This is a genomic window from Prevotella phocaeensis (assembly GCF_900065875.1).
Classification (GTDB): Bacteria; Bacteroidota; Bacteroidia; order Bacteroidales; family Bacteroidaceae; genus Prevotella; species Prevotella phocaeensis.
Map to the genome: position 1 here is coordinate 73,602 of NZ_LT160625.1, position 21,552 is coordinate 95,153.

The 21,552-nt window shown below is 48.3% G+C and carries 19 protein-coding genes; 10 read left to right on the forward strand and 9 right to left on the reverse strand.

The annotated features are described in order from the left end of the window. Positions 1 to 99: 99 nt before the first annotated feature. From BN3912_RS06930 to BN3912_RS06970, 8 genes are all read right to left on the reverse strand, one after another. Positions 100 to 1,071, reverse strand: a complete 972-nt coding sequence (locus tag BN3912_RS06930; protein ID WP_023984886.1) for a GNAT family N-acetyltransferase — start codon at positions 1,069 to 1,071, stop codon at positions 100 to 102. Continuing rightward, the gene (locus BN3912_RS06935) at positions 1,049 to 1,483 is read right to left on the reverse strand and encodes a sugar 3,4-ketoisomerase (protein WP_023984887.1); all 435 of its coding nucleotides are present in this window, start codon (positions 1,481 to 1,483) and stop codon (positions 1,049 to 1,051) included. Before BN3912_RS06935 ends, BN3912_RS06930 begins: the two co-directional genes overlap by 23 nt. A 267-nt stretch (positions 1,484 to 1,750) precedes the next feature. Beyond that, complete coding sequence (gene purT / locus BN3912_RS06945) at positions 1,751 to 2,911, reverse strand: formate-dependent phosphoribosylglycinamide formyltransferase (RefSeq protein ID WP_023984888.1); 1,161 nt, start codon at positions 2,909 to 2,911, stop codon at positions 1,751 to 1,753. Beyond that, on the reverse strand, positions 2,908 to 3,228 hold the full coding sequence (locus tag BN3912_RS06950) for a hypothetical protein (RefSeq protein WP_004368583.1): 321 nt from the start codon (positions 3,226 to 3,228) through the stop codon (positions 2,908 to 2,910). The genes purT and BN3912_RS06950 overlap by 4 nt, the downstream gene beginning before the upstream one ends. A gap of 10 nt (positions 3,229 to 3,238) precedes the next feature. Further along, a complete protein-coding gene (rfbB, locus tag BN3912_RS06955) occupies positions 3,239 to 4,387 on the reverse strand; it encodes a dTDP-glucose 4,6-dehydratase (protein ID WP_023984889.1) in 1,149 nt (382 codons plus the stop codon). Between the two features lie 104 nt (positions 4,388 to 4,491). After that, complete coding sequence (locus BN3912_RS06960) at positions 4,492 to 4,986, reverse strand: metallophosphoesterase family protein (RefSeq protein WP_023984890.1); 495 nt, start codon at positions 4,984 to 4,986, stop codon at positions 4,492 to 4,494. Positions 4,987 to 5,015: 29 nt separating this feature from the next. Further along, on the reverse strand, positions 5,016 to 5,645 hold the full coding sequence (locus BN3912_RS06965; protein WP_023984891.1) for a cytidylate kinase-like family protein: 630 nt from the start codon (positions 5,643 to 5,645) through the stop codon (positions 5,016 to 5,018). Next, complete coding sequence (locus tag BN3912_RS06970) at positions 5,617 to 7,005, reverse strand: MATE family efflux transporter (protein WP_023984892.1); 1,389 nt, start codon at positions 7,003 to 7,005, stop codon at positions 5,617 to 5,619. The genes BN3912_RS06965 and BN3912_RS06970 overlap by 29 nt, the downstream gene beginning before the upstream one ends. Positions 7,006 to 7,161: 156 nt before the next feature. Between BN3912_RS06970 and xseA the strand changes: the two genes are divergently transcribed. From xseA to BN3912_RS07005, 7 genes are all read left to right on the forward strand, one after another. Next, complete coding sequence (gene xseA / locus BN3912_RS06975; protein WP_195906773.1) at positions 7,162 to 8,466, forward strand: exodeoxyribonuclease VII large subunit; 1,305 nt, start codon at positions 7,162 to 7,164, stop codon at positions 8,464 to 8,466. A gap of 46 nt (positions 8,467 to 8,512) precedes the next feature. Then, positions 8,513 to 8,704 (forward strand): exodeoxyribonuclease VII small subunit, encoded by a 192-nt coding sequence (gene xseB, locus BN3912_RS06980; RefSeq protein WP_004368589.1) that lies wholly within the window; start codon positions 8,513 to 8,515, stop codon positions 8,702 to 8,704. A gap of 126 nt (positions 8,705 to 8,830) precedes the next feature. Next, positions 8,831 to 9,847, forward strand: a complete 1,017-nt coding sequence (locus BN3912_RS06985; RefSeq protein ID WP_004368590.1) for a branched-chain amino acid aminotransferase — start codon at positions 8,831 to 8,833, stop codon at positions 9,845 to 9,847. Between the two features lie 229 nt (positions 9,848 to 10,076). After that, complete coding sequence (trmB, locus tag BN3912_RS06990; RefSeq protein ID WP_023984894.1) at positions 10,077 to 10,847, forward strand: tRNA (guanosine(46)-N7)-methyltransferase TrmB; 771 nt, start codon at positions 10,077 to 10,079, stop codon at positions 10,845 to 10,847. Positions 10,848 to 10,868: 21 nt separating this feature from the next. Beyond that, positions 10,869 to 13,211, forward strand: a complete 2,343-nt coding sequence (locus BN3912_RS06995) for a GH92 family glycosyl hydrolase (RefSeq protein WP_023984895.1) — start codon at positions 10,869 to 10,871, stop codon at positions 13,209 to 13,211. 153 nt (positions 13,212 to 13,364) lie between these two features. Beyond that, positions 13,365 to 14,063 (forward strand): basic secretory family protein, encoded by a 699-nt coding sequence (locus BN3912_RS07000; protein WP_230204680.1) that lies wholly within the window; start codon positions 13,365 to 13,367, stop codon positions 14,061 to 14,063. Positions 14,064 to 14,073: 10 nt separating this feature from the next. Beyond that, positions 14,074 to 16,374, forward strand: coding sequence for a GH92 family glycosyl hydrolase (locus BN3912_RS07005; RefSeq protein WP_023984897.1), 2,301 nt, complete (start codon positions 14,074 to 14,076; stop codon positions 16,372 to 16,374). Between the two features lie 444 nt (positions 16,375 to 16,818). On the opposite strand, the gene ald is transcribed toward BN3912_RS07005, so the two are convergent. Then, a complete protein-coding gene (ald, locus tag BN3912_RS07010) occupies positions 16,819 to 17,925 on the reverse strand; it encodes an alanine dehydrogenase (RefSeq protein ID WP_036859922.1) in 1,107 nt (368 codons plus the stop codon). A 272-nt stretch (positions 17,926 to 18,197) separates the two neighbouring features. Here ald and BN3912_RS07015 point away from each other — a divergent pair, with 272 nt between their 5' ends. Genes BN3912_RS07015 through BN3912_RS07025 form a run of 3 tightly spaced genes read left to right on the forward strand, consistent with a single transcriptional unit; the run spans position 18,198 to position 21,545 of the window. Further along, positions 18,198 to 19,322: a cyclically-permuted mutarotase family protein gene (locus BN3912_RS07015; protein ID WP_023984899.1), complete on the forward strand. Its 1,125-nt coding sequence runs from the start codon at positions 18,198 to 18,200 to the stop codon at positions 19,320 to 19,322. Positions 19,323 to 19,365: 43 nt separating this feature from the next. Further along, complete coding sequence (locus BN3912_RS07020) at positions 19,366 to 20,604, forward strand: MFS transporter (protein ID WP_023984900.1); 1,239 nt, start codon at positions 19,366 to 19,368, stop codon at positions 20,602 to 20,604. A gap of 23 nt (positions 20,605 to 20,627) precedes the next feature. Continuing rightward, complete coding sequence (locus BN3912_RS07025) at positions 20,628 to 21,545, forward strand: dihydrodipicolinate synthase family protein (protein ID WP_004368607.1); 918 nt, start codon at positions 20,628 to 20,630, stop codon at positions 21,543 to 21,545. The last annotated feature ends 7 nt before the right edge of the window (positions 21,546 to 21,552 follow it).

The window sequence follows — 21,552 nt, forward strand, 5'->3', positions numbered from 1 at the left end:
ATGTTTTAATTAACACTGCCGTTTCCCTCATCTCTCTTCGCTCTTTTCTCTTCCTTCCTCCGTTCTCTCTGCGGTTATAAGCTGTAAAACATCCATCCTTCACCTCTCATCCTTCATCTGTTGGGCAGGAAAGACTTGCCACTCGTACCAGTCCCAGCACAGTCCGCGACCGCCGAACCCCTCCTTTTGACGGATCAGAGACTCGTTCAGATAGCGTCCTCTGTCCTCTGTAGAGCGGCCGAAATCAAAGTATCGGCAGTCTGCATAGTCTTGATTGAGCAGACAGTCGCATATGGCATCGATGGCGCCCCACCGCTTTCCCTCCGGATTGGCTGCAATGTACTGGGTGTGGACAACCTGTTCGGTTGCGTAAACCACGATGCCTGCCACCGTCCGGCCATCTTTATACGCACAGTAGAGTGCGATGTTGTCGGGGAAACGTGATGCGAGCAATTCTATTTCCTGCAAGGAATGTACGGGCTTTACGCCGTATTTTTGACTGAGATTTTCGGAGAGTATCTGCCAAAAGTCTGCGAAATTGTTGCTTTTCTTTACCGTTACACCGTTTGCAACAGCACGTTTAAACGCCCGTCTGCGCATGTAACTCCACTGCAAGGGATGCCCCATATCGATAACGGTACCTATATCTCGTGCGGCAAGGTGTGCGTCGCAGGTGCGGAAGATGGCATAAAGGTCTTCCTCGGCAGGCATAAGATGATACACCCAAGGCACGCATTTGTAGAGCATATGGCGGATGCCTTGCGCAGCAAGATAGGCATTGAGTTCTTGAAAGAGTGTTATGATACGGGCAGCAGAAGCATCTATTCCCATTACGAGACCGCCGTAAGTGAGCCCCATGTGCGACTGTATAGCGTCGCCGTTTATATTGGCCGGCAGCACTGCATATAACTTCCCGTTGAGGTAGAACATCAGTGAATGATCCTTAAAACGGTCGCTGTGATAGTCCATGTAGCTACGGTCGAAGAGGAAAGTACCGTTCTTCGATAGCGCTACGAAAGCATTCCACGCCTCTCGATCTGTGTTTTTATCATATCTTTTGATGTCGAACATTTGCGGTATTCCTTATGTATGTCAGAAAATCATCGTACTCCCGAATGTAATCTTCCTCACAGAAAGGATCGGAAGCCAGTACCAAACAGACCGCTCCGGATGAGAAATCGTTCAGCGTTCTCCATGTTCCAGTGTCGACAAGCAGCCCTTGATAGGGATGATTGAGCAAGTAAGAACGCCGCTCTTTGCCGTTATCGAGTGTGACGTTGAAACTGCCTGCCACCGCTATAATCAACTCCAAGCAATGCTTATGGGCATGCCCTCCGCGATTCTCCCCGCCCGGTATGTCGTATACCCAGTATGTCCGTTTGATATCGAAAGGCATATCCTTGCTTCCTTCGGCCACTGTAAGGTTGCCTCTCGGATCGACTATCTTCGTTAGTTCTATGATTTTCCCGACCGATATGCTCATGATGTTTGTTTATTATATAACGCAGATTTTCGATTTTAGTATAGAAAAAACGATTTTTATAGGTCTTGTGTTTGCGAATAACGGTGTATCTTCGGATAAAAGAGTGTTTGCACGTTTAAGACAGGATATATTTGTAAGAGAGATAGAATGCCTGTTTAATGAAGATAGGTGGGCGCTTTGTCGGACATAGACAGTAGGCCTGTTCGGCGAATTTTGTACGGAAGGGCCGTACGGTGCGTATGGGAAAAGGAGTTAGTAATGGGGTATTCAACGGATAACAGTATCGGCAAGGCGTTTTGCCTTGGCTCTGAGAGCATCCATGTCGGCATCTATTTCGCCGTAACACAGTACTACTCCCATGCGTCGCCCTACGTGTTGGGAGGGCTTCCCGAATATCCTAACGCGGGTATAGTCTTCTTTCAGGGCATCTGCGAGGTTGTATCGTGGCTCGTGGTTGGCATCTTCTTTGGCAAGAACCACGGCAGAACAACCGCTGTGTTCCAAATGAATACCGGCGATGGGCAGTCCCATAACGGCGCGGAAATGGAGTTCGAACTCGCTTAGGTTGGTGGTGTGTGCCAGCGTTACCATGCCTGTATCGTGCGGACGCGGCGAAAGTTCCGAGAATATTACTTCGTTCTCTTCGGTCAAGAAGAACTCTACACCCCAGATACCTGCACCGGTGAGCGCCCTTGTAACCTTGTAGGCCATGTCTTCGGCGTGCCTTAAAGCGGTGCTATCGATACGGTATGGTTGCCAACTTTCGCGGTAATCGCCGCCTTTCTGCACGTGTCCGATGGGCGGACAGAATAGTGTCGGGCCATTCATTTGTGTTACTGTGAGCAGCGTGAACTCGCTTTTAAAGCGGATAAACTCCTCGATGATGAGTTCTTTCACATCGCCCCGACTGCCTTGCATGGCATTGTCGAATGCTTTATGTAGTTCGTCTTCGGCGCGTACGATGCTCTGTCCGTGGCCCGAGGATGACATTAAAGGTTTGACAACACAGGGAAATCCGATCTTCAGAGCGGCACTCTTGAACTCGTCGAAGGTGCGGGCGTAGAAATATTTTGCCGTGCGCAATCCCAATTCCTTTGCAGCCAAATCGCGTATGGCCTTACGGTTCATGGTGAAATTCACGGCACGTGCGCTCGGTACAACCTGTATGCCTTGGCGTTCGAAATCGAAAAGACGCTCCGTACGGATGGCTTCTATCTCAGGTACGATGATATCGGGGCGGTGTTTCCTTACCGCTGCGTCCAACATATCGCCGTTGAGCATGTCGAATACTTCGCGCTCATCGGCCACCTGCATGGCAGGGGCGTTGTCGTATTTGTCGCAGGCTATGACGAACTGACCGGCTCTCTTGGCTGCGATGGTGAACTCTTTACCCAGTTCGCCGGAACCCAAAAGCATGATTTTTTTCATAAGGTATCGGTGGATTTTGATGTGTGTATGAACTGTTTTACGGTTTGCCATTCGGGTGTGACGGCAAGTCTGTGCAGGTTGCGGTCGATATTTTCCATCGTTGTTTCCGGCTCCTCGCCCCGTTTCTTGGCAATGGTATAGATAGAAAGTTGCTCGTTTCCGAAGAGTCCGAAGTAGCTCTTGAGCGCCTGTTCGTCGTCTGCGGAAAGCAAATGGAGTATATGTTCGATGTAATGTTCTACTTTGTGGTTCACGCAATCGGGCTCCTTACCTAAGCGAATAAGGAACGATTGCAGTTCTGTAGCAAGCACATTCATGGGCAATAAGTTATCTGTTGCCGTACATTTGCTCGTAATATTTTCGGTAATCTCCCGATGTTACCTCCTTTATCCATGCTTGGTTTTCGAGGTTCCACCGTATGGTCTTGACGATACCTTCGGCAAACATCGTTTCCGGATACCATCCCAAATCGTTCTTGATCTTGGTGGGATCGATGGCATAGCGTTGGTCGTGCCCCAGTCTGTCGGCTACGAAAGTAATCAATTTATCGTTGATCCAATCAATAGATATATCGCCATGCTCGTCTTTCACTTGCTTTTTCAGCACCTTGCGCAGCTCTTTGTCGCTGCTCATCATGTCGTGTATGGTCTTTATGGTGAGTTTTACGATGTCGATGTTCTTCATTTCGTTATGGCCGCCCACGTTGTATATCTCTCCTTCCTTGCCTTGGCGTACCACCATGTCGATGGCTTTACAATGGTCTTCCACGTACAACCAGTCGCGTATATTGTCTCCCTTGCCGTACACGGGCAACTGTTTACCTTCGAGAATGTTATTGATTATCAGTGGTATGAGCTTCTCGGGAAAGTGGTAGGGGCCGTAGTTGTTGGAGCATCTCGTGATGCTTACCGGCATGTGATAGGTGTCGTGATAGGCCATGACGATAAGATCGGCACTGGTTTTCGATGCAGAATACGGGCTGTGAGGGCATACCGGTGTCTGTTCGGTGAAGTATCCTTCGGCGCCGAGCGAACCATATACCTCGTCTGTAGCCACCTGATGGAACCGCTTGCCCGACTTCCAAACGGGATAACCCTGTGCGTCTTTGCCGGTTACCCATGCCCGGCGTGCGGCATCGAGCAGGTTTTGAGTACCGAGAATATTAACGGATAAGAACAATTGGGGATCCTCTATCGAGCGGTCTACATGGCTTTCAGCGGCGAAATTCACCACGAAATCGATGTCATTATCGGCAAAGAGTCGGTCGGTAAGGGTACGGTCACGGATGTCGCCCTTTACGAAGAAGCACCGTTTATTGTCTATATCGTCCTTGATGGTGCCGAGGTTGCCGGCGTAAGTCAAAGCATCTAACACGATAATTTTGATATCCTCAGTCGGATATTTCTTGTTCAACAGGTACTTAATGTAGTTTGCACCGATGAAACCTGCACCTCCTGTTACGAGATAAGTCTTCATATATTTTTTATATTTTAGTGATTATTCCATATTCAGAGAATACTTTTTCCTTTCTTGATGGATTTTCCGGCGGCTTTATTCTGTCTTTCCGGCAATGTTGTTCATTACTTGTCGGACAGCGATATAACCTCGCAATCGGTGAATTTGTTGCCTTCTATCGTCAGTCTTACCAACGTGCGTTCCTTCTGCCAGCCCTGTATACCGGCGGCACCCGGATTTATATGAAGCAAATTCAGTGTATGATCGTACTTTATCTTTAGGATGTGAGAGTGTCCGCTGATAAAAAGTTGAGGCGGAGAAGCATAGATCATGCCCCGTACGGAGCGGTCGTAATTGCCCGGATAGCCGCCGATGTGCTTCATAAGTACATCGACATCCTCGCATTTGAAGCGCAGTATTTCGGGATACATGCGGCGTAGATCGCCGCCGTCTATATTGCCATGCACCGCTCTCAGAGGCCTGAAAGCGGCTAACCGTTCAGCTATTTCCATCGTACCTATATCGCCTGCATGCCATATTTCGTCACAGGACTCGAAATATTTCAGATATCTGTCGTCCCAATAGCCGTGCGTATCGCTGATAATTCCTATCTTTTTCATTGCTGCTTTCAGGGCTTTGTCGCAGTTATTTATTCCAAGTTGAATTTCTTTCTGATGAATGTAGCGATGAATTTTTCCGTTTCTTCAATGCCTAAAACGGAAGAATTGATGCAAAGATCATAGGATTCGCTGTGCCCCCATTTCTTGCCTGTGTAATAATTATAGTACGAAGATCGCTCGTCTTCGCAGTCGATAATATATTTTCGGGCGGCATCTTCGTTGAATTGGTGCCTCTTGCAAACGGCTTGAATGCGCCTTTCGAGGTCGGCAGTGATAAAGATATTCACCGTATTCTTATAGTTTCGCAGCACATAGTCGGCTGTACGTCCCACGAAGACGCAACTGCTTTCATCGGCAGCCTTACGGATTGCGTCGCTTTGAAAGCGGAACAAACTCTCTTGAGAGAAGTTGTTGTTATAGAAATTATTATCGCCGATCAGCGGTGCATGCAGGTGGAAAAGCGATTTGAAGAACCCTTTACGCTCGTCGTTTTGCTCGAAAAACTTCTCACAAAAGCCACTTTCCTTGGCTGCAAGGTTCAACAATTCGCGGTCATAGAACTTACAATCGAAGTCGTTTGCAAGCAATTTGGCGATTACTCTGCCGCCGCTGCCTATCTGTCGGCCTATGTTAATGATTATTTTCCGATTGTTTTCCATTGGTTGTCTGTTTGAATTGAACTTTAAATTTACGGATGTATGCCGTCATAATCCACATGGCAACCAAGGCTGCAGTGAAGTCTGACGACGGTAGGGCATACCAAACGCCGTCGAGTCCGAACCAACGAGGAAGCGTAATGAGCAGAGGCAACAGAAACAGGAGTTGCCTCGACAGCGAGAGGAAGATACTTATTTTTACTTTGCCGATGCACTGAAAGAAGTTCGTCGTTACCATCTGATAGCCGATAATGGGGAATACAAGCATGTTGATCCGAATGCCTTTGATGGCCAAAGCTATGAGTGTTTGGTCGGTAGTGAACAGTCTGGCGCAATAATAAGGTAGAAACGTCGCCACCAACCAGCCCGTTGTCATGATCAAGGTGGCGGCAATGATGGAATATTTCAATACATCCATCAGTCTTTCATATTTCATAGCGCCGTAATTGTAGCCCGCTATAGGCTGCATACCTTGGTTAATTCCCATCACAAACATTACGAAAATGGTCGAAATACTGTTAGCTATACCGTAAGCACCTACTGCCATATCGCCTCCATATTTTACGAACTGATTGTTCATGAAGATAACTATAATGCAGGCACATGCATTCATCAGAAACGGCGAGATGCCTATCCCAATGATGTTTTTTACCAGATCAGCCTTCAATTTGTATATGCCTCGTTTCAGATGAAGTAACTCCTGTTTGTTACTGAATAACTTCATTTGCCAACTCAAAGCCAATATTTGAGATATAACCGTGGCGAATGCCGCCCCTCGGATGCCCCAGTGCCACCACCATATAAATATAATGTCGAGCAAAATGTTCATGGCTACCGTGAACATAGTGGCGAACATTGCATGACGGGGCTTGCTTGCAGCGCGCAAAACAGCATTCATTCCGAAGTACATATGTGAGAAAACGTTGCCCGAGAGTATCACTTCCATGAAGCTACGTGCATAAGGTAACGTATCGTTACTGGCTCCGAAGAAGCGCAAGATGGGATCGAGAAAGATGAGACATATTATGCCGAACGACAATCCGACAATCAAATTCAACGTTACGGTGTTACCTAAAAGATGCTCAGCCGTACTGTAATCTTTCTGTCCGAGCTTCACCGAAATGGCTGTGGAGGCACCTACACCGACAGCAGCCCCAAAGGCTGCGGCAAGATTCATTAATGGGAAAGTGATCGCGAGGCCCGATATAGCCATGGGACCTACAACTTGTCCGATAAACATACGGTCGATCATGTTGTAGAGAGAGGCCGCTGTCATGGCGACAATCGCAGGTAATGCGTATTGTACAAGCAGCGAACCCACAGGTTTGGTGCCCAGTTCGAGTGTAGCAGTTTTATTATCCATTCAGAAAATCATACGGCATTAACTGCCACAAAAGTACGAAATTTATTTCATAAGCTCCCCGTAAATGCCGAATAAATGTACAAAAACCCCCTGCTAAATTGCCGTTTCTCGATATTATATCGTATTTTTGCATTCGATAAACAATATGTCTATCAGATGCGAAAGGCCGTTACTTTATACGAACTTAATCAGCTTGTAAGCGATACTATAGCCGCCTCTATGCCCGATGAGTATTGGGTAGAGGCGGAATTGGCAGAGATTCACGAGGTCAGGGGGCACTGCTATATGGAGCTGATACAGAAAGAACCTTTCTCGAATACGCCTGTCGCCAAGGCTACAGCCAAGTGCTGGAAGACCAAATGGATGCAGATACGTCCGCACTTCGAACGCATTACCAAACAAAGAATGCACGCCGGACTGAAAATAATGCTGAAAGTACATGCCGATTTCCATGCTGCTTACGGCTTTGCATGGATCGTTACCGACATCGATCCTGCCTATACGATGGGCGATATGGCACGGAAAAGGCAGGAAATAATAACCGCATTGAAGCGCGAGGGTGTATTCGAACTGCAGAAAGAACTCGTGCTCGGCATGTTTGCACAGCGCATAGCAGTGGTGTCGAGTGCCAATGCAGCGGGCTATGGCGACTTTTGCAACCAGCTTGAATGCAACGAATACGGCCTGCATTTCGACATCGAGCTCTTTCAGGCAGTGATGCAAGGCGAGCAGGTAGAGCAGAGTATCATTGCTGCACTGAATGCCATCAACGAACGTATCGACGATTTCGATGTCGTAGTGATTATACGTGGCGGCGGCGCCACTAGCGATTTGAGCGGTTTCGATACCTTGGCATTGGCAGAAAACGTGGCCAATTTCCCCCTTCCCATCATCACCGGAATAGGTCATGAGCGCGATGAAAGCGTGTTGGATATGGTGTCTTACGCCCGTGTAAAGACTCCTACCGCTGCTGCAGCATATCTTATCGGTCATTTGGCAGAGGTTCTTGCAAGGGTAGAAGACGCCCGCAGCGAAATCGTAAGCTATGTGCGCCGACGTATGGAGCACGAAAAATTACGGCTGAACGCCCTTTCCAATAAAATTCCTATCCTGTTTTCGGCAGTCAAGGTATCGCAAACGGCTCGCTTGAACAGTTTGTTCATGCGCACTGTATCGGCCATGAACCGGCATCTGACGGCCGAGAAACACCATTTAGACATGCTTTCGGCGGCTTTGTTTCCATCGGTTCGTCGACGTATAACGGCCGAATATCATCGGTTGGAGATGCTTGTACAGCGGACAGATGCTGTAAATCCCGACATATTATTGCGAAAAGGCTACAGTATAACGTTGCACAACGGCAAACTGTTGCGCGATGTACGTAGTTTGAGAGTAGGCGACGAGATAGAAACAAAGGTGGAACACGGCTCGGTGAGGTCGGTGGTAAAGGCCGAAGAATAGAACGATAACGGGCGCAGACTGCCCCCATATAAATAAAGATGTACCCATGACAAAGGAATTGAACTACGAAGAAGCGGTAAAACAACTGGAAGATATCGTGGCTAAAATGGAGAACGACGAACTCGACATCGACCAGATGAGCGGGCAACTCAAGGTGGCTCAGAGGCTTATCAAGCAATGCAAAGACAAATTGACGAAAGCTGATGCGGAGATAAAAAAGATACTCGATAATGAATGATTATACACAAAACGTGCATGTTTTGTGATGATATCACCGTAAAACGAACAAAATAATTGCGATATTACATATTTATTTGTAATTTTGCAATAGATGATAATGATATTGTGTTAAAGAAATAACGTTATGAAAGATTTAGATTGGTCTAATCTGTCGTTCGGTTATCTGCCGACAGATTATAATGTTCGTTGCTGTTATCGCAACGGGAAGTGGGGCGAGATAGAGGTTTGTTCAGACGAATACCTTAAACTTCACATGGCTGCAACCTGTTTGCATTACGGGCAGGAGGCATTCGAAGGACTGAAAGCCTATCGGTGTCCTGATGGCAGGGTGCGTGTGTTCCGCATGGATGAGAATGCCCTACGTTTGCAATCTACATGCCGCGGCATCCTTATGCCCGAGGTTCCGAGTGAATTGTTTATGGAGATGGTAACGAAAGTGGTACGGCTTAATCAGGAATACGTGCCCACCTACGAGAGCGGAGCCACGCTTTATATTCGTCCGTTGCTCATAGGTACGAGTGCCGAAGTGGGTGTACATCCGTCCGATGAGTACATGTTTCTTATCTTTGTTACACCGGTTGGCCCTTATTTCAAGGGCGGATTTGCGAGCAATCCCTATGTTATCATCCGCGATTACGACCGCTCTGCTCCGCTCGGAACGGGTATCTATAAAGTGGGCGGCAACTATGCAGCCTCTCTGAAAGCCAATTCTATTGCTCATGAAAAGGGCTACGCGTGCGAATTTTACCTCGATGCAAAAGAGAAAAAGTATATAGACGAGTGTGGTGCAGCTAACTTCTTCGGCATAAAGAACAACACTTATGTTACGCCGAAGAGCACGTCTATCCTGCCTTCTATTACCAACAAAAGCCTGATGCAACTGGCAGAAGACTTCGGTATGAAGGTGGAGCGTCGGCAGATACCCGAAGAAGAACTTGCCACATTCGATGAGGCTGGCGCATGTGGAACGGCCGCAGTGATCAGTCCGATTAGCTATATAGACGACTTAGACACAGGGAAACGCTACGATTTCGGGCCAAATCCCGGTCCTATATCTACCAAACTCTACAACCATTTGCGGGGCATACAGTACGGAACAGAGCCCGACGTGCATCATTGGACTACGGTTGTAATCGGGTAGAAAACCTCTTTTCCTGATTTCCTTTTTCGCTTCGTCGCCGGCAGGCCTATTGTTTATCACCGATAAATGGTATGCCTGTCGGCGATATATATGTTGCCTGATATCGACAGGCAGCATATCTTTTTCTGCTAACTTTTTGTATTGTGGATGATTTGCATTACCTTTGCAAAAGATAGGCTGCACCGTCGTGTATGGCACAGCCGTTATTTTATCTCACTGACTAATAACTATGAGCAAGGGAAAATTAGCTAAATTCGCTGAAATGAATACCTTCAGCAATGTGTTCCAATACCCGTTTTCCGTGATACAAAGCGTGCCTTTCACCATGAAAGGGCATTGGCGTGAGCAGTATTTCGGCAACTCGAACCCGATAGTGCTCGAACTCGGCTGCGGAAAAGGGGAATATACCGTGGGTTTAGCTAAGCTCTATCCCGACGTGAACTTCATCGGAATAGACATAAAGGGGGCACGTATGTGGAACGGAGCTAAGTTTGCGTTGGAACAGGGGTTGAAAAATGTGGCGTTCCTGCGTACGAATATCGAGCTTATCGACCGCTTCTTCGCCCCCAATGAAGTGCAGGAAATATGGTTAACCTTTAGCGATCCGCAGATGAAGAATGCCCGCAAACGCCTCACTTCTACCTATTTTATGGAGCGATATCGCCGCTTTATGGTCGACGGAGGCATTGTTCATTTAAAGACAGACTCCAATTTTCTCTTTACATACACCTCGTATATGGTCGATGGAAATACGCTCCCGTTGCTCTTCCGCACCGATAATCTGTATCAAACCGATGGGCTCGATGCCGAAACATCCAAGATACTCTCCATTCAGACCTATTATGAAAGCATGTGGATAGAACGGGGTTTGAACATTAAGTATCAGAAGTTCCGCCTTCCGCATGCCGGTATGCTTACGGAACCCGATGTGGATATACCCCTCGATGAGTACCGTAGCTACCATCGTTCGAAGCGTAGCAGCCTCGAAACCGGTAGATAAATCAACCACACATATACCATAATGAAAACTAATTTGGCTCTTCTTGCAGCGGTATTCGTCTTGTGTACCGCTGCTGTGCGGGCACAGAACCGCAAGGATGTTACCTCTTTTGTAAACCCGTTGATAGGAACCGATGGCATGGGACATACCTTTCCGGGGGCTTGTGCACCGTTCGGAATGGTGCAATTGAGTCCGGAAACCGACACCATTCCCCACAATGTGGATGGCAAATACCAAGGAAACGTGTACGCTTATTGTGCGGGGTATCAGTATCACGATCCCACGATTGTGGGCTTCAGCCATACTCATTTGAGCGGTACGGGGCACTCCGATCTCGGCGATGTGATGCTTATGCCGCAGACAGGTCGACTTCTGTTAACGCCGGGCACGGCATCCGAGCCCGATAAAGGCTATCGTTCGCGCTACTCGCATGCCACCGAAAAGGCCTCGGCAGGGTATTACGAGGTTACTCTCTCCGATAACAACGTGCGTGTTCAGCTTACTGCAACACCGCGAGTGGGTGTGCATAAGTACACTTTTCCGCAGGGACAAGACGCCCGTCTGATACTTGATCTGCTGCATGGCATATACAATTACGATGGTAAAGTGCTGTGGAGCAGCTTACGGATAGAGGATGATACGCTGATAACCGGCTATCGTATCACTAACGGATGGGCTCGTACCGGCTATACATACTTCGCCATCTCGTTCAATAAGCCCATTCTGTCTTACGGATACCGTGACAGGAAGCGCCCTAAATACCAAGGCTTTTGGCGTAAGTTCGACCTTTATCACGACTTCCCCGAGATAGGCGGGCGCGATGTAGTGGCCTATTTCAACTTCGATAATAGCCGTTCGCAGGCGTTAACCGTAAAGGTCGCCCTCTCTGCAGTGAGTACCGAAGGGGCACGAAAGAACCTTGCAGCCGAGGTCGGCGGCATGAGTTTCGAAGACGTGTATACCGCCACGCGGGCTTCTTGGCAGCGTGAACTCGGCATAATAGACTGCCACGGCACCGATGACCAGAAGGTTATGCTCTACACTTCGCTATATCATACGATGATAAATCCATCGATTTATATGGATATAGACAGGAAATATCGCGGGCTCGACGGCAATATTCACGAGGCAACCGATTTCGATAACTACACCGTTTTCTCGCTCTGGGACACTTATCGTGCCGAACATCCGCTGCTAAACCTACTGAAAACCGACCGTAACACTAATATGGTGAAGTCTATGATGGCCCATTGGCGGCAGAGTGTGCACCATGTGTTGCCGGTATGGAGCCTTATGGGCAACGAAGGATGGTGCATGACGGGCTATCATGCCGTTACGGTATTGGCGGATGCCATCGTGAAAGGCGCCCCTATCGATAAGAACGAGGCCTTCGAGGCAATGGTTTCTACGGCTACATGGCCTCGTTTCGCCGGTCTTAAAGAGTATATGAAGTTGGGCTATGCTCCCTATGATCACGATGCGACCGCGGCATCCAACACGCTCGAATATTCCTTCGACGACTGGACAATCTATGCCGCAGCTCTGAAAGAGGGGCGCACTGGCATTGCCGAACAGTTTGCCCGTCGTGCCTTGAACTATCGCAATACGTTCGATCCTGCCGTGGGTTTCGCCGTTCCCCGTTATGCCAACGGCAGTTTTAAGAAAGACTTTGATCCGTTTCAGACCTATAACGAGGGCTTTATAGAGGGCAACTCGTGGAACTTCTCGTTCCATGTACCGCAGGATGTCTATGGTCTTATCGGCGTTATGGGTGGCGAACAAGCCTTTTTGAAGAAGCTCGACGAGCTTTTCGAAATGGATCTACCGGCGGTATATTATAAGGATAACGAGGATATAACGGCAGATTGCCTCGTCGGAGGTTATGTGCACGGCAACGAACCCAGCCATCATGTGCCGTATCTTTATGCATGGACGTCGGCTCCATGGACCGCCCAACGCCGTTTGAGGGGCATTATGAACAAGATGTATCGCAATATGATACGCGGACTTGGTGGGAATGACGACTGCGGACAGATGTCCGCGTGGTACATTTTTACCGCTCTGGGCTTCTATCCCGTATGCCCCGGCAGCGATCAATATGTGCTCGGAGCGCCTTACATGCCCTATATGAATGTGACGTTGCCCAATGGAAAGCAGCTGATCATCAGGGCCAACAGGGTTAGCGACAAGAACTGTTACGTGCAGAGCGTGAAGATGAATGGCAAACCTTATACGAAACTCTACGTTACCCATGCCGAATTGCTCCGCGGGTGCACGCTCGAATTTACGATGGGCAGCAAGCCCAACAGGAAAAGAGGTTTGGCCCGTGAAGACAAACCCTATTCTATGACCGTGGGAGAATAAACATTTCATAATCATATAATCAACAGGTAAAACTCTATGAAACACTCTCTTCCGGCAGCAGTCCTCATGACTGTTTGCGCAGTATCGCTTGTTTCGTGCGGCTCCATGCGGCAGTCAGGTCGTATAAACGGTACATCTAAGGCCGATACATCCATGATGTACGACCGATACATGGGCCGTATAATCTTTTTAGACAAGGCGCCTGATACCGAAGGCTCGCGCATCTATCACTCGATTATCCCCGATCCGGATGCGTATATCCGTGCGGTTGCCCGCACTGTATTGCAGGCCTTGTACTTCTCTCCGCACGATAGTATTCCGCCATGTCGCACGCTTCGTTACACTATAGAGGATGTAGACGGCATTTCGGCAAAGGATGGAGGAGGCGGAGATGTAAGCATTTTCTACAGTACACGCCATGTGAAACGTTCTTTCGAGCACCATGATACGGCGCGAGTCGACTTTGAAACGCGCGGTGTATTGCTGCACGAACTTACTCATGCCTTCCAGTTAGAGCCGCAAGGCATAGGCAGTTACGGTAACAACCGCACCTTTTGGGCCTTCATAGAGGGCATGGCAGACGCTGTAAGAGTGGCTTGCAACGGCTTTCACGGCGAGAAAGACCGGCCCAAGGGAGGCAGTTATAAGGACGCATATCGCCATACGGGCTACTTTTTCAATTGGGTTCGCGAGCATAAAGATAAGGACTTTCTGCGCAAGATGAACCGTTCGACGCTCGAAGTGGTGCCGTGGTCGTGGGACGGAGCCGTGCAGTATGCTCTCGGCAATGACTATACAATGGACAAACTATGGCAGGAATACCAGCTCGCAGTGGGCGATATCAAGAAATAAACCTATCGACATGAACCGACATATCTTTCTTATATTGACGCTTGCCGTAGCACTCGGCGCCGTTGCCAAGTCTGAACAGCAACCACGGAAACTCGTTTCGTACGTCAATCCTTTTGTGGGTACCGACGGCTACGGCAACGTTTACCCGGGTGCGCAGATACCTTTCGGAGGCATACAGATAAGTCCCGACACCGACGAACACTTTTACGATGCGGCTTCGGGCTACAAATGGAACCGACAGAGCATACAGGGATTTTCGTTAACCCATCTTAGCGGTACGGGTATTCCCGATATGGGCGACTTCTTGTTTATGCCCGGAACGGGTATAGTCAGGCTGGATGCCGGTACCGATGAGGCACCCGACAGCGGTTATCGCAGCAGGTTCAGGCACGAAGACGAACGGGCCACCCCCGGATATTATGCCGTGCATCTGCTCGATTACGGCGTAAAAGCCGAGATGACCGCAGGGCTTAGGAGCGGTATCTTGCGATTTACTTATCCTAAGTCGTCGGAATCGTTCGTGTTGATCGACTTCCAACATACGTTGTGGCAACGTTGTGCGTGGTCAAACATACGGGTTGAGAACGATAGCACTATTACCGGTTACCGCTTGATACAAGGGTGGGGGCCGGAACGCCATATTTATTTCACGGCTATATTCTCCAAACCGTTCCGACAGTTCATGGTTTATCAGAACAAAAAGCCTGTGGTTTATAACGGTAACCGGTTCAGGAGTAACCGCGAGGCATGGGGACAAGGGCTCGTGTTCACGGCTTCTTTCGATACCGAAGAGGGCGAACAGATTACCGTGAAGACGGCCATATCGGGCATAAGTACCGCCGGTGCCAAGCTCAACTTGCAGGAATTGCAGGGCAAGACCTTCGACTCGTTGAGGCAACTTGCCGAGGATAAGTGGGAAAAAGAGTTGTCGAAATACCGCATAGAGGGTACGCCTGAGCAGAAAGAAACGTTCTATACGTCGGCTTATCATGCCGCCCTGTGCCCGTTTGTCTACGACGATGCCGACGGCAGATACCGCGGGTTGGACAAGAATGTGGAGCATGAAAACGGCTTTACCAACCGCAGCGTGTTCTCTCTGTGGGATACCTATCGTGCCCAGCATCCGCTGATGAACCTCGTACACCAAGATGTTCAGGCCGATGTAGCTAACTCTTTGCTGGCTCATTACGATAAAAGTGTGGAACGAATGCTGCCGTTTTGGTCGTTTGGAAGTAACGAAACGTGGTGCATGATAGGCTATCATGCCGTGTCGGTGCTTGCAGATATGATCTGTAAAGGGGTGAAAGGTTTCGACCGCGAGCGGGCTCTCGATGCCATGGTTGCCACGGCTATGAACCGTAACTACGACGGATTGGCCGATTACAATGCCAAAGGATACGTGCCATATGACAAAGAACAGGAGTCAGTCTCTAAGACTCTCGAGTATGCATACGACGACTATGCCATTTATAAGGCTGCAAAAGCGCTGGGAAAAGTCCAAACGGCAGACTTCTTCCTTAAACGTGCGCTTAATTACCGGAACCTTTTCGATCCCGAAACCAAGTATATGCGTGGACGAGCAACCGACGGTACGTGGCGTACACCTTTTGCTCCGGTGGCTTATCAGGGCCCCGGATCGGTGAACGGCTGGGGAGATATTACCGAAGGATTTACCGTGCAGTATCATTGGACGGTACCGCACGATGTGCAAGGACTGATAGATTTGATGGGCAGAGATCTGTTTCGTGCCCGTTTGGATTCGCTCTTTACGCTGATACTCCCACAGGATATCCCGGGTGCACATGATATTCACGGGCGCATAGGGGCCTATTGGCACGGCAATGAGCCATGCCATCATGTGACATACCTTTATAATTACATCGGTGAAGGGTGGAAGTGTCAGCGACGAGTGCGCGAAATAGCCGACCGATTCTATGGGAATACGCCCGCTTCTCTATGCGGAAACGACGATTGCGGGCAGATGTCGGCGTGGTATATCTTCAATTGTATAGGCATATACCCCGTGGCTCCGGCAAGCGGATACTACAACATAGGCTCGCCGGCATTGCCTGCAATAGACGTAACCATGAGCAACGGCAACCATATTCGCATGACAACGAAGGGCTGGAACCGCAAGGCGGTATATATAAATAAAGTGTATGTGAACGGTAAACCTTACTCGAAATCGTATCTTACATGGGATGACGTGCAGAAAGGCATCGACCTTCATTTCGTTATGAGTACCAAACCGAACCGTCGGTGGGCCGTGCGAACGGAAGATATCGCACCCTCTTTGTCGACCGCACGGTAATTCTTGCACTGTCGCTGGCTGTAACAACTTTGCCTGCCAATGGCGGGCAAGGGAGATAAAGGTATAGTTCAATCAAGGTAAATGCACGGTTTAAGCCCGTTATGCAATAGTTGTAACGGTCTTAGAACGTGCACTTGTTTCTGCAACACTGCCGATGCGCAGCGAATGTTTTTTATTTTCTTTATGAACGAAGCATTGCTTTTGACCATCTGCAGGTTGTATTCAGTTTGAATTCTCCCAGATGAATGGGCGAACAAGGTACAAGAAAAACGCACTTGCTTTTAATAGGAAAAAGCGGTAGAGCATAAAATAGGGTGACGAGGATAAGCCGTATAATCCTGATAACTTGTTTGGTTGCTTATCTCAGGTCACCCCTTCAGCCGCCTTATCGCAATAAGACGGTGGGCGACAAGCAGTTGTGGAGTCGCCCTTTATATATCTCTCTTACAAAACAAGCGGTGTGTATTCCAGTCCCCAAACCTTGGCCACGGCCTCGTAGGTTACCTTGCCGTCGGCCATGTTTACGCCTTTCATGAGTGCCGGATCGTCTTTGCAAGCCTGTCTCCAGCCCTTGTCGGCCAGTTGGATGGCATATCTGAGCGTAGCATTCGTTAGCGCTATGGTCGACGTATTAGGAACTGCGCCCGGTATATTGGCCACTGCGTAATGCAATATGCCGTCTGTAATATACGTAGGATCGCTGTGCGTGGTCGGATGAGACGTCTCGAAGCAGCCTCCTTGGTCTATGGCAACATCGACGAGCACCGTTCTCGGTTCCATCAGACCGAGCATATCGCGCGTGATAAGGTGCGGTGCAGCATCGCCGGGGACCAGCACCGAGCCGATTACAACGTCGACATCGTGCAGTTGTTGGCGGATGTTGTGCTCCGAAGAATAAAGTGTATGCACGTTAGGTGGCATGTATGCAGCAAGTTGTTTCAGCTTGGGCAGCGAGATATCGGTAATGATAACGTCGGCACCCATGCCTGCCGCGATCCTTGCAGCGGCCTCTCCTACGGTTCCGCCGCCCAATACAAGCACTTTAGCCGGCATTACTCCCGGCGCTCCTGCCATGAGTTTACCCTTTCCGCCCTTAGTTTTTTGAAGGTAATAGGCACCGTTTTGCGCTGCCATTCGGCCCGCCACTTCGCTCATGGGTATAAGAAGAGGCAGCGAATGGTCGGCCTTTTCTACCGTTTCGTAGGCGATGCATACGGCATGGCTCTTAATCATAGCATCGGTGAGCGGCTTATCGCACGCGAAATGGAAATAGGTGAATACCACCTGATCCTTACGGATAAGCGGATATTCCGGCTCTATAGGCTCCTTAACCTTTACGATCATGTCGGCTGCAGCATATACCTCTTCGATAGAGGGCATTATTTTAGCCCCGACAGACTCGTATGCAGCGTCGTTAAACCCACTGCCTACGCCTGCCGTATGCTGTACTAAAACCTGATGGCCGTGCCTGATAAGTTCGGCAACTCCCGCGGGTGTCATGCCTACGCGGTTTTCATTGTTCTTGATTTCTTTTGGAATACCTATTTTCATCATAAACTTTATGCTTTAAATGGTTTATCTTTATGTCGCAAATATAATGAAATCTCTATTACGTTGTTATCGGTATATCGCATTTTTAATCTTTTTTTATATGTGGTATATATACTGAAACGATGTCTTACCTTTGTCCTAAAAAACAGGATATGTTTTGTAATTACTGAATTTTATGTTATCTTTGTAGCGGATAAAATAAAAACTCATCTACTATTATTACAGGTTTTAACAGTGAACAACAGGCTTGTGAGTTGCTGTTTTTGTGCTTTATGATAACATTGATCGGTATTGCCAGAACGAGAATATCTGTGGTAATTGCCCTCATATTACCGTTCTTTAGTTTAGATATTTTGGCGCAATATAACATCGGGTTGCACTTGATGCGAGGCTTTCCTGCAATGGAGAGCGGATACGAAAAGGGAGTGTCGGCTTGCTTTGCGGGTGCGATAGGACGCCAACTTGTTATGGCCGGCGGGTGCAATTTCCCCGATATACCTGCAGCTGATGGTGGGAAAAAGAGATATTACAAAGGAATTTATGCTGCAAAGATCGGGCAGGGCGATAGCTTAGAGTGGCGACACATAGGAGATTTACCTGTAAAATCGGCCTACGGCGTAGCCATAACATGGAAGAAAAGCATTATTTGTATAGGCGGTAATAATGCGTCGGAAGCACTGAATGCAGTAGTGCAAATAAAGATAAGAAAAGGAAAAGCCGTTGTTACACGGTTGCCTTCGTTGCCTTGTGCGCTTGATAATATGACGGGAAGTGTTGTGGGGAATTGCATTTATGTGGCCGGCGGAAACCGGAATGGCATAGCCGTAAATACGGTATTATGCCTAAATCTCGAAGATATTGCAGGGGGATGGCATGAGATTGTTGCCTTTCCGGGGATGGCACGCGTGCAACCTGTGTCGGGAGGATTTAAGAAGTCTGTGTTTAAGATGTGGGGAGGTTTTGCTCCGCGCACAGCAAATAAAGCTGCAACTTTATCTATGAATGGCGTTGCTTTGGCTGTTGGAAAGGCTTTGTGGTACGATCTGCCGGCACCGGTAGGTATGAATAACGAAGAAATATTTCTTGGCGGGGCCGCTTCGGTGATGCTTTCAGACGACAGAATGCTCGCTATAGGCGGCGTAAACAGGTTGGTTTTCCTGCATGCACTGAATGAACAGCAAACGGATTATCTACGTCATGATGCGGAATGGTATAAGTTCAATCCACATATATTGCTGTACGAAGATGAAAAATGGCACGTTATCGGTACGAATAACGTTATGGCCAGAGCCGGCAGTTCGCTTGTGCGGGTGCGCGATACTATATATATAATAGGTGGAGAATTGATGCCCGGTGTGCGTACTCCTACCGTTTACCGCATGAGATTGAGGCGATAGACGCCATGAAATGTAAATCGTTCAACTGATAACCGAATGTATGATGAAAGAAAAAAAGTATTATCCTTGGGTTGTGGTGGGCCTGCTTTGGGCAGTAGCCCTGCTGAATTATATGGATAGGCAGATGCTCTCGACGATGCAGGAAGCCATGAAAGCAGACATCGCAGAACTGAATAAGGCCGAAGCCTTTGGTGCATTGATGGCGGTTTTTCTATGGATATACGGCATTGTGAGTCCGTTTGCGGGTATCGTTGCCGATAAAGTAGACCGCAAATGGCTTGTTGTAGGCAGCTTGTTTGTATGGTCTGCAGTAACATTTCTTATGGGATTTGCTCAAACCTTCGACCAACTGTATTGGCTACGTGCACTGATGGGAGTGAGTGAAGCGCTGTATATTCCCTCTGCATTGTCGCTTATTGCCGATTGGCACGAAGGTAAATCGCGTTCACTTGCTATCGGAATACACATGACAGGGCTCTATGTAGGACAGGCGATCGGTGGTTTCGGGGCGACCGTTGCTATGATATTTTCATGGCATACAGCCTTTCAAGGGCTCGGAATGGTGGGCATCGTTTATGCTGTTCTGCTGGTTCTGGTGCTGAAAGAGAACCCTAAACATCGGGCAGAGCCTGCATGTGAGAATGCTGAACCCAAGAAAGCGGGCACGCAATTGTTTAGAGGATTGAGTGTAGTTCTGTCTACTTGGGCATTTTGGATTATCCTCTTTTATTTCGCGGTGCCCAGTCTACCCGGATGGGCAACTAAGAATTGGCTGCCTACATTGTTTGCGGAGAGTTTGCATATTCCCATGGCGAGTGCCGGACCTCTATCGACCATCACCATAGCCGTATCGTCTTTCGTGGGTGTTATCGTCGGGGGAATACTCTCGGACCGTTGGGTTCAGCGCAATATTCGTGGTCGTGTGTACACGAGTGCCATAGGTCTGGGCATGACAATCCCCGCCCTTATGCTGTTAGGATTGGGCCATAGTCTCGTTACTGTTATAGGTGCAGGAGTTTTGTTCGGTATAGGTTTCGGTATTTTCGATACCAATAATATGCCGATCTTGTGCCAATTTATTTCGTCGCGTTACCGTGCTACGGCTTATGGAATTATGAATATGACGGGCGTATTTGCCGGAGCAGCTGTTACACAGGTATTGGGTAAATTGACTGACGGTGGCAGTTTAGGATTGGGTTTTGCACTTTTGGGTGGCGTAGTTGCCGTAGCTTTAGCGCTTCAACTTATTTTCTTGCACCCTAAAACGGATAATATGGAATAACAATATTGATAAACAAACATTATATGGAAAAGATTATAGGACTTATAGACGCGCCGTTTACGCCTTTTTATGAAAACGGTGATGTAAACACAACACCCATTAAAGCGTATGCAGATATGCTTGTGAAGAACGGTTTAAAAGGCGTTTTCATCAACGGTTCATCGGGTGAAGGCTACATGCTTACCACGGATGAGCGTAAACTTTTGGCAGAGAAATGGGTGGAGGCTGCCCCTGAAGGCTTTAAAGTTATCGTGCATGTGGGCAGTTGTTGCCTGCGCGAAAGCGAGAATTTAGCCCGCCATGCTCGGCAAATCGGTGCATGGGGCATCGGTGCCATGGCTCCCCCGTTCCCCCGTATCGGCAGGATAGAAGAATTGGTCAAGTATTGTGAAACTATTGCAGCAGCTGCTCCGGACCTTCCATTCTACTATTATCACATCCCAGCCTTTAACGGTGTCTATCTTCCCATGCTCGAATTATTGAAATCTGTCGATGGAAGAATTCCTAATTTTGCAGGTATCAAGTATACTTACGAGAGTCTCTATGAGTACAATCAATGTAGGTTGTACGGAGAAGGAAAATACGATATGCTCCACGGACAGGATGAAACGATTCTTTCGAGCCTTGCTCAAGGAGGTGCGCGCGGAGGTATCGGCGGTACTACGAATTATAACGGACGTGAACTTACGGGCATTATAGAGGCATGGAACCGTGGAGATATCGATACTGCACGCGAGAAACAGGACTTCTCGCAGGCCGTAATCAATGTGATATGTCGTTTCCGTGGCAATATCGTAGGTGGAAAACGAATTATGAAACTTATAGGTTTTGACTTGGGACCTAACCGTGTTCCGTTTCAAAACATGACCGATGAAGAAGAACAGAATATGCGCCGAGAACTTGAAAAAATAGGTTTTTTCGAGCGTTGCAACCGATTTTAAAACATAA

What these genes read in the sequence shown, in the direction of transcription:
- BN3912_RS06970 (WP_023984892.1), bottom strand. Translation starts at nt 7,005, where the DNA reads ATGGATAATAAAACTGCTACACTCGAACTGGGCACCAAACCTGTGGGT.
- purT (WP_023984888.1), bottom strand. Translation starts at nt 2,911, where the DNA reads ATGAAAAAAATCATGCTTTTGGGTTCCGGCGAACTGGGTAAAGAGTTC.
- BN3912_RS07015 (WP_023984899.1), top strand. Translation starts at nt 18,198, where the DNA reads ATGATAACATTGATCGGTATTGCCAGAACGAGAATATCTGTGGTAATT.
- BN3912_RS07000 (WP_230204680.1), top strand. Translation starts at nt 13,365, where the DNA reads ATGATGTACGACCGATACATGGGCCGTATAATCTTTTTAGACAAGGCG.
- xseB (WP_004368589.1), top strand. Translation starts at nt 8,513, where the DNA reads ATGACAAAGGAATTGAACTACGAAGAAGCGGTAAAACAACTGGAAGAT.
- BN3912_RS07005 (WP_023984897.1), top strand. Translation starts at nt 14,074, where the DNA reads ATGAACCGACATATCTTTCTTATATTGACGCTTGCCGTAGCACTCGGC.
- BN3912_RS06995 (WP_023984895.1), top strand. Translation starts at nt 10,869, where the DNA reads ATGAAAACTAATTTGGCTCTTCTTGCAGCGGTATTCGTCTTGTGTACC.
- rfbB (WP_023984889.1), bottom strand. Translation starts at nt 4,387, where the DNA reads ATGAAGACTTATCTCGTAACAGGAGGTGCAGGTTTCATCGGTGCAAAC.
- xseA (WP_195906773.1), top strand. Translation starts at nt 7,162, where the DNA reads ATGCGAAAGGCCGTTACTTTATACGAACTTAATCAGCTTGTAAGCGAT.
- BN3912_RS06930 (WP_023984886.1), bottom strand. Translation starts at nt 1,071, where the DNA reads ATGTTCGACATCAAAAGATATGATAAAAACACAGATCGAGAGGCGTGG.
- BN3912_RS06950 (WP_004368583.1), bottom strand. Translation starts at nt 3,228, where the DNA reads ATGAATGTGCTTGCTACAGAACTGCAATCGTTCCTTATTCGCTTAGGT.
- trmB (WP_023984894.1), top strand. Translation starts at nt 10,077, where the DNA reads ATGAGCAAGGGAAAATTAGCTAAATTCGCTGAAATGAATACCTTCAGC.
- BN3912_RS07025 (WP_004368607.1), top strand. Translation starts at nt 20,628, where the DNA reads ATGGAAAAGATTATAGGACTTATAGACGCGCCGTTTACGCCTTTTTAT.
- ald (WP_036859922.1), bottom strand. Translation starts at nt 17,925, where the DNA reads ATGAAAATAGGTATTCCAAAAGAAATCAAGAACAATGAAAACCGCGTA.
- BN3912_RS07020 (WP_023984900.1), top strand. Translation starts at nt 19,366, where the DNA reads ATGAAAGAAAAAAAGTATTATCCTTGGGTTGTGGTGGGCCTGCTTTGG.
- BN3912_RS06960 (WP_023984890.1), bottom strand. Translation starts at nt 4,986, where the DNA reads ATGAAAAAGATAGGAATTATCAGCGATACGCACGGCTATTGGGACGAC.
- BN3912_RS06985 (WP_004368590.1), top strand. Translation starts at nt 8,831, where the DNA reads ATGAAAGATTTAGATTGGTCTAATCTGTCGTTCGGTTATCTGCCGACA.
- BN3912_RS06935 (WP_023984887.1), bottom strand. Translation starts at nt 1,483, where the DNA reads ATGAGCATATCGGTCGGGAAAATCATAGAACTAACGAAGATAGTCGAT.
- BN3912_RS06965 (WP_023984891.1), bottom strand. Translation starts at nt 5,645, where the DNA reads ATGGAAAACAATCGGAAAATAATCATTAACATAGGCCGACAGATAGGC.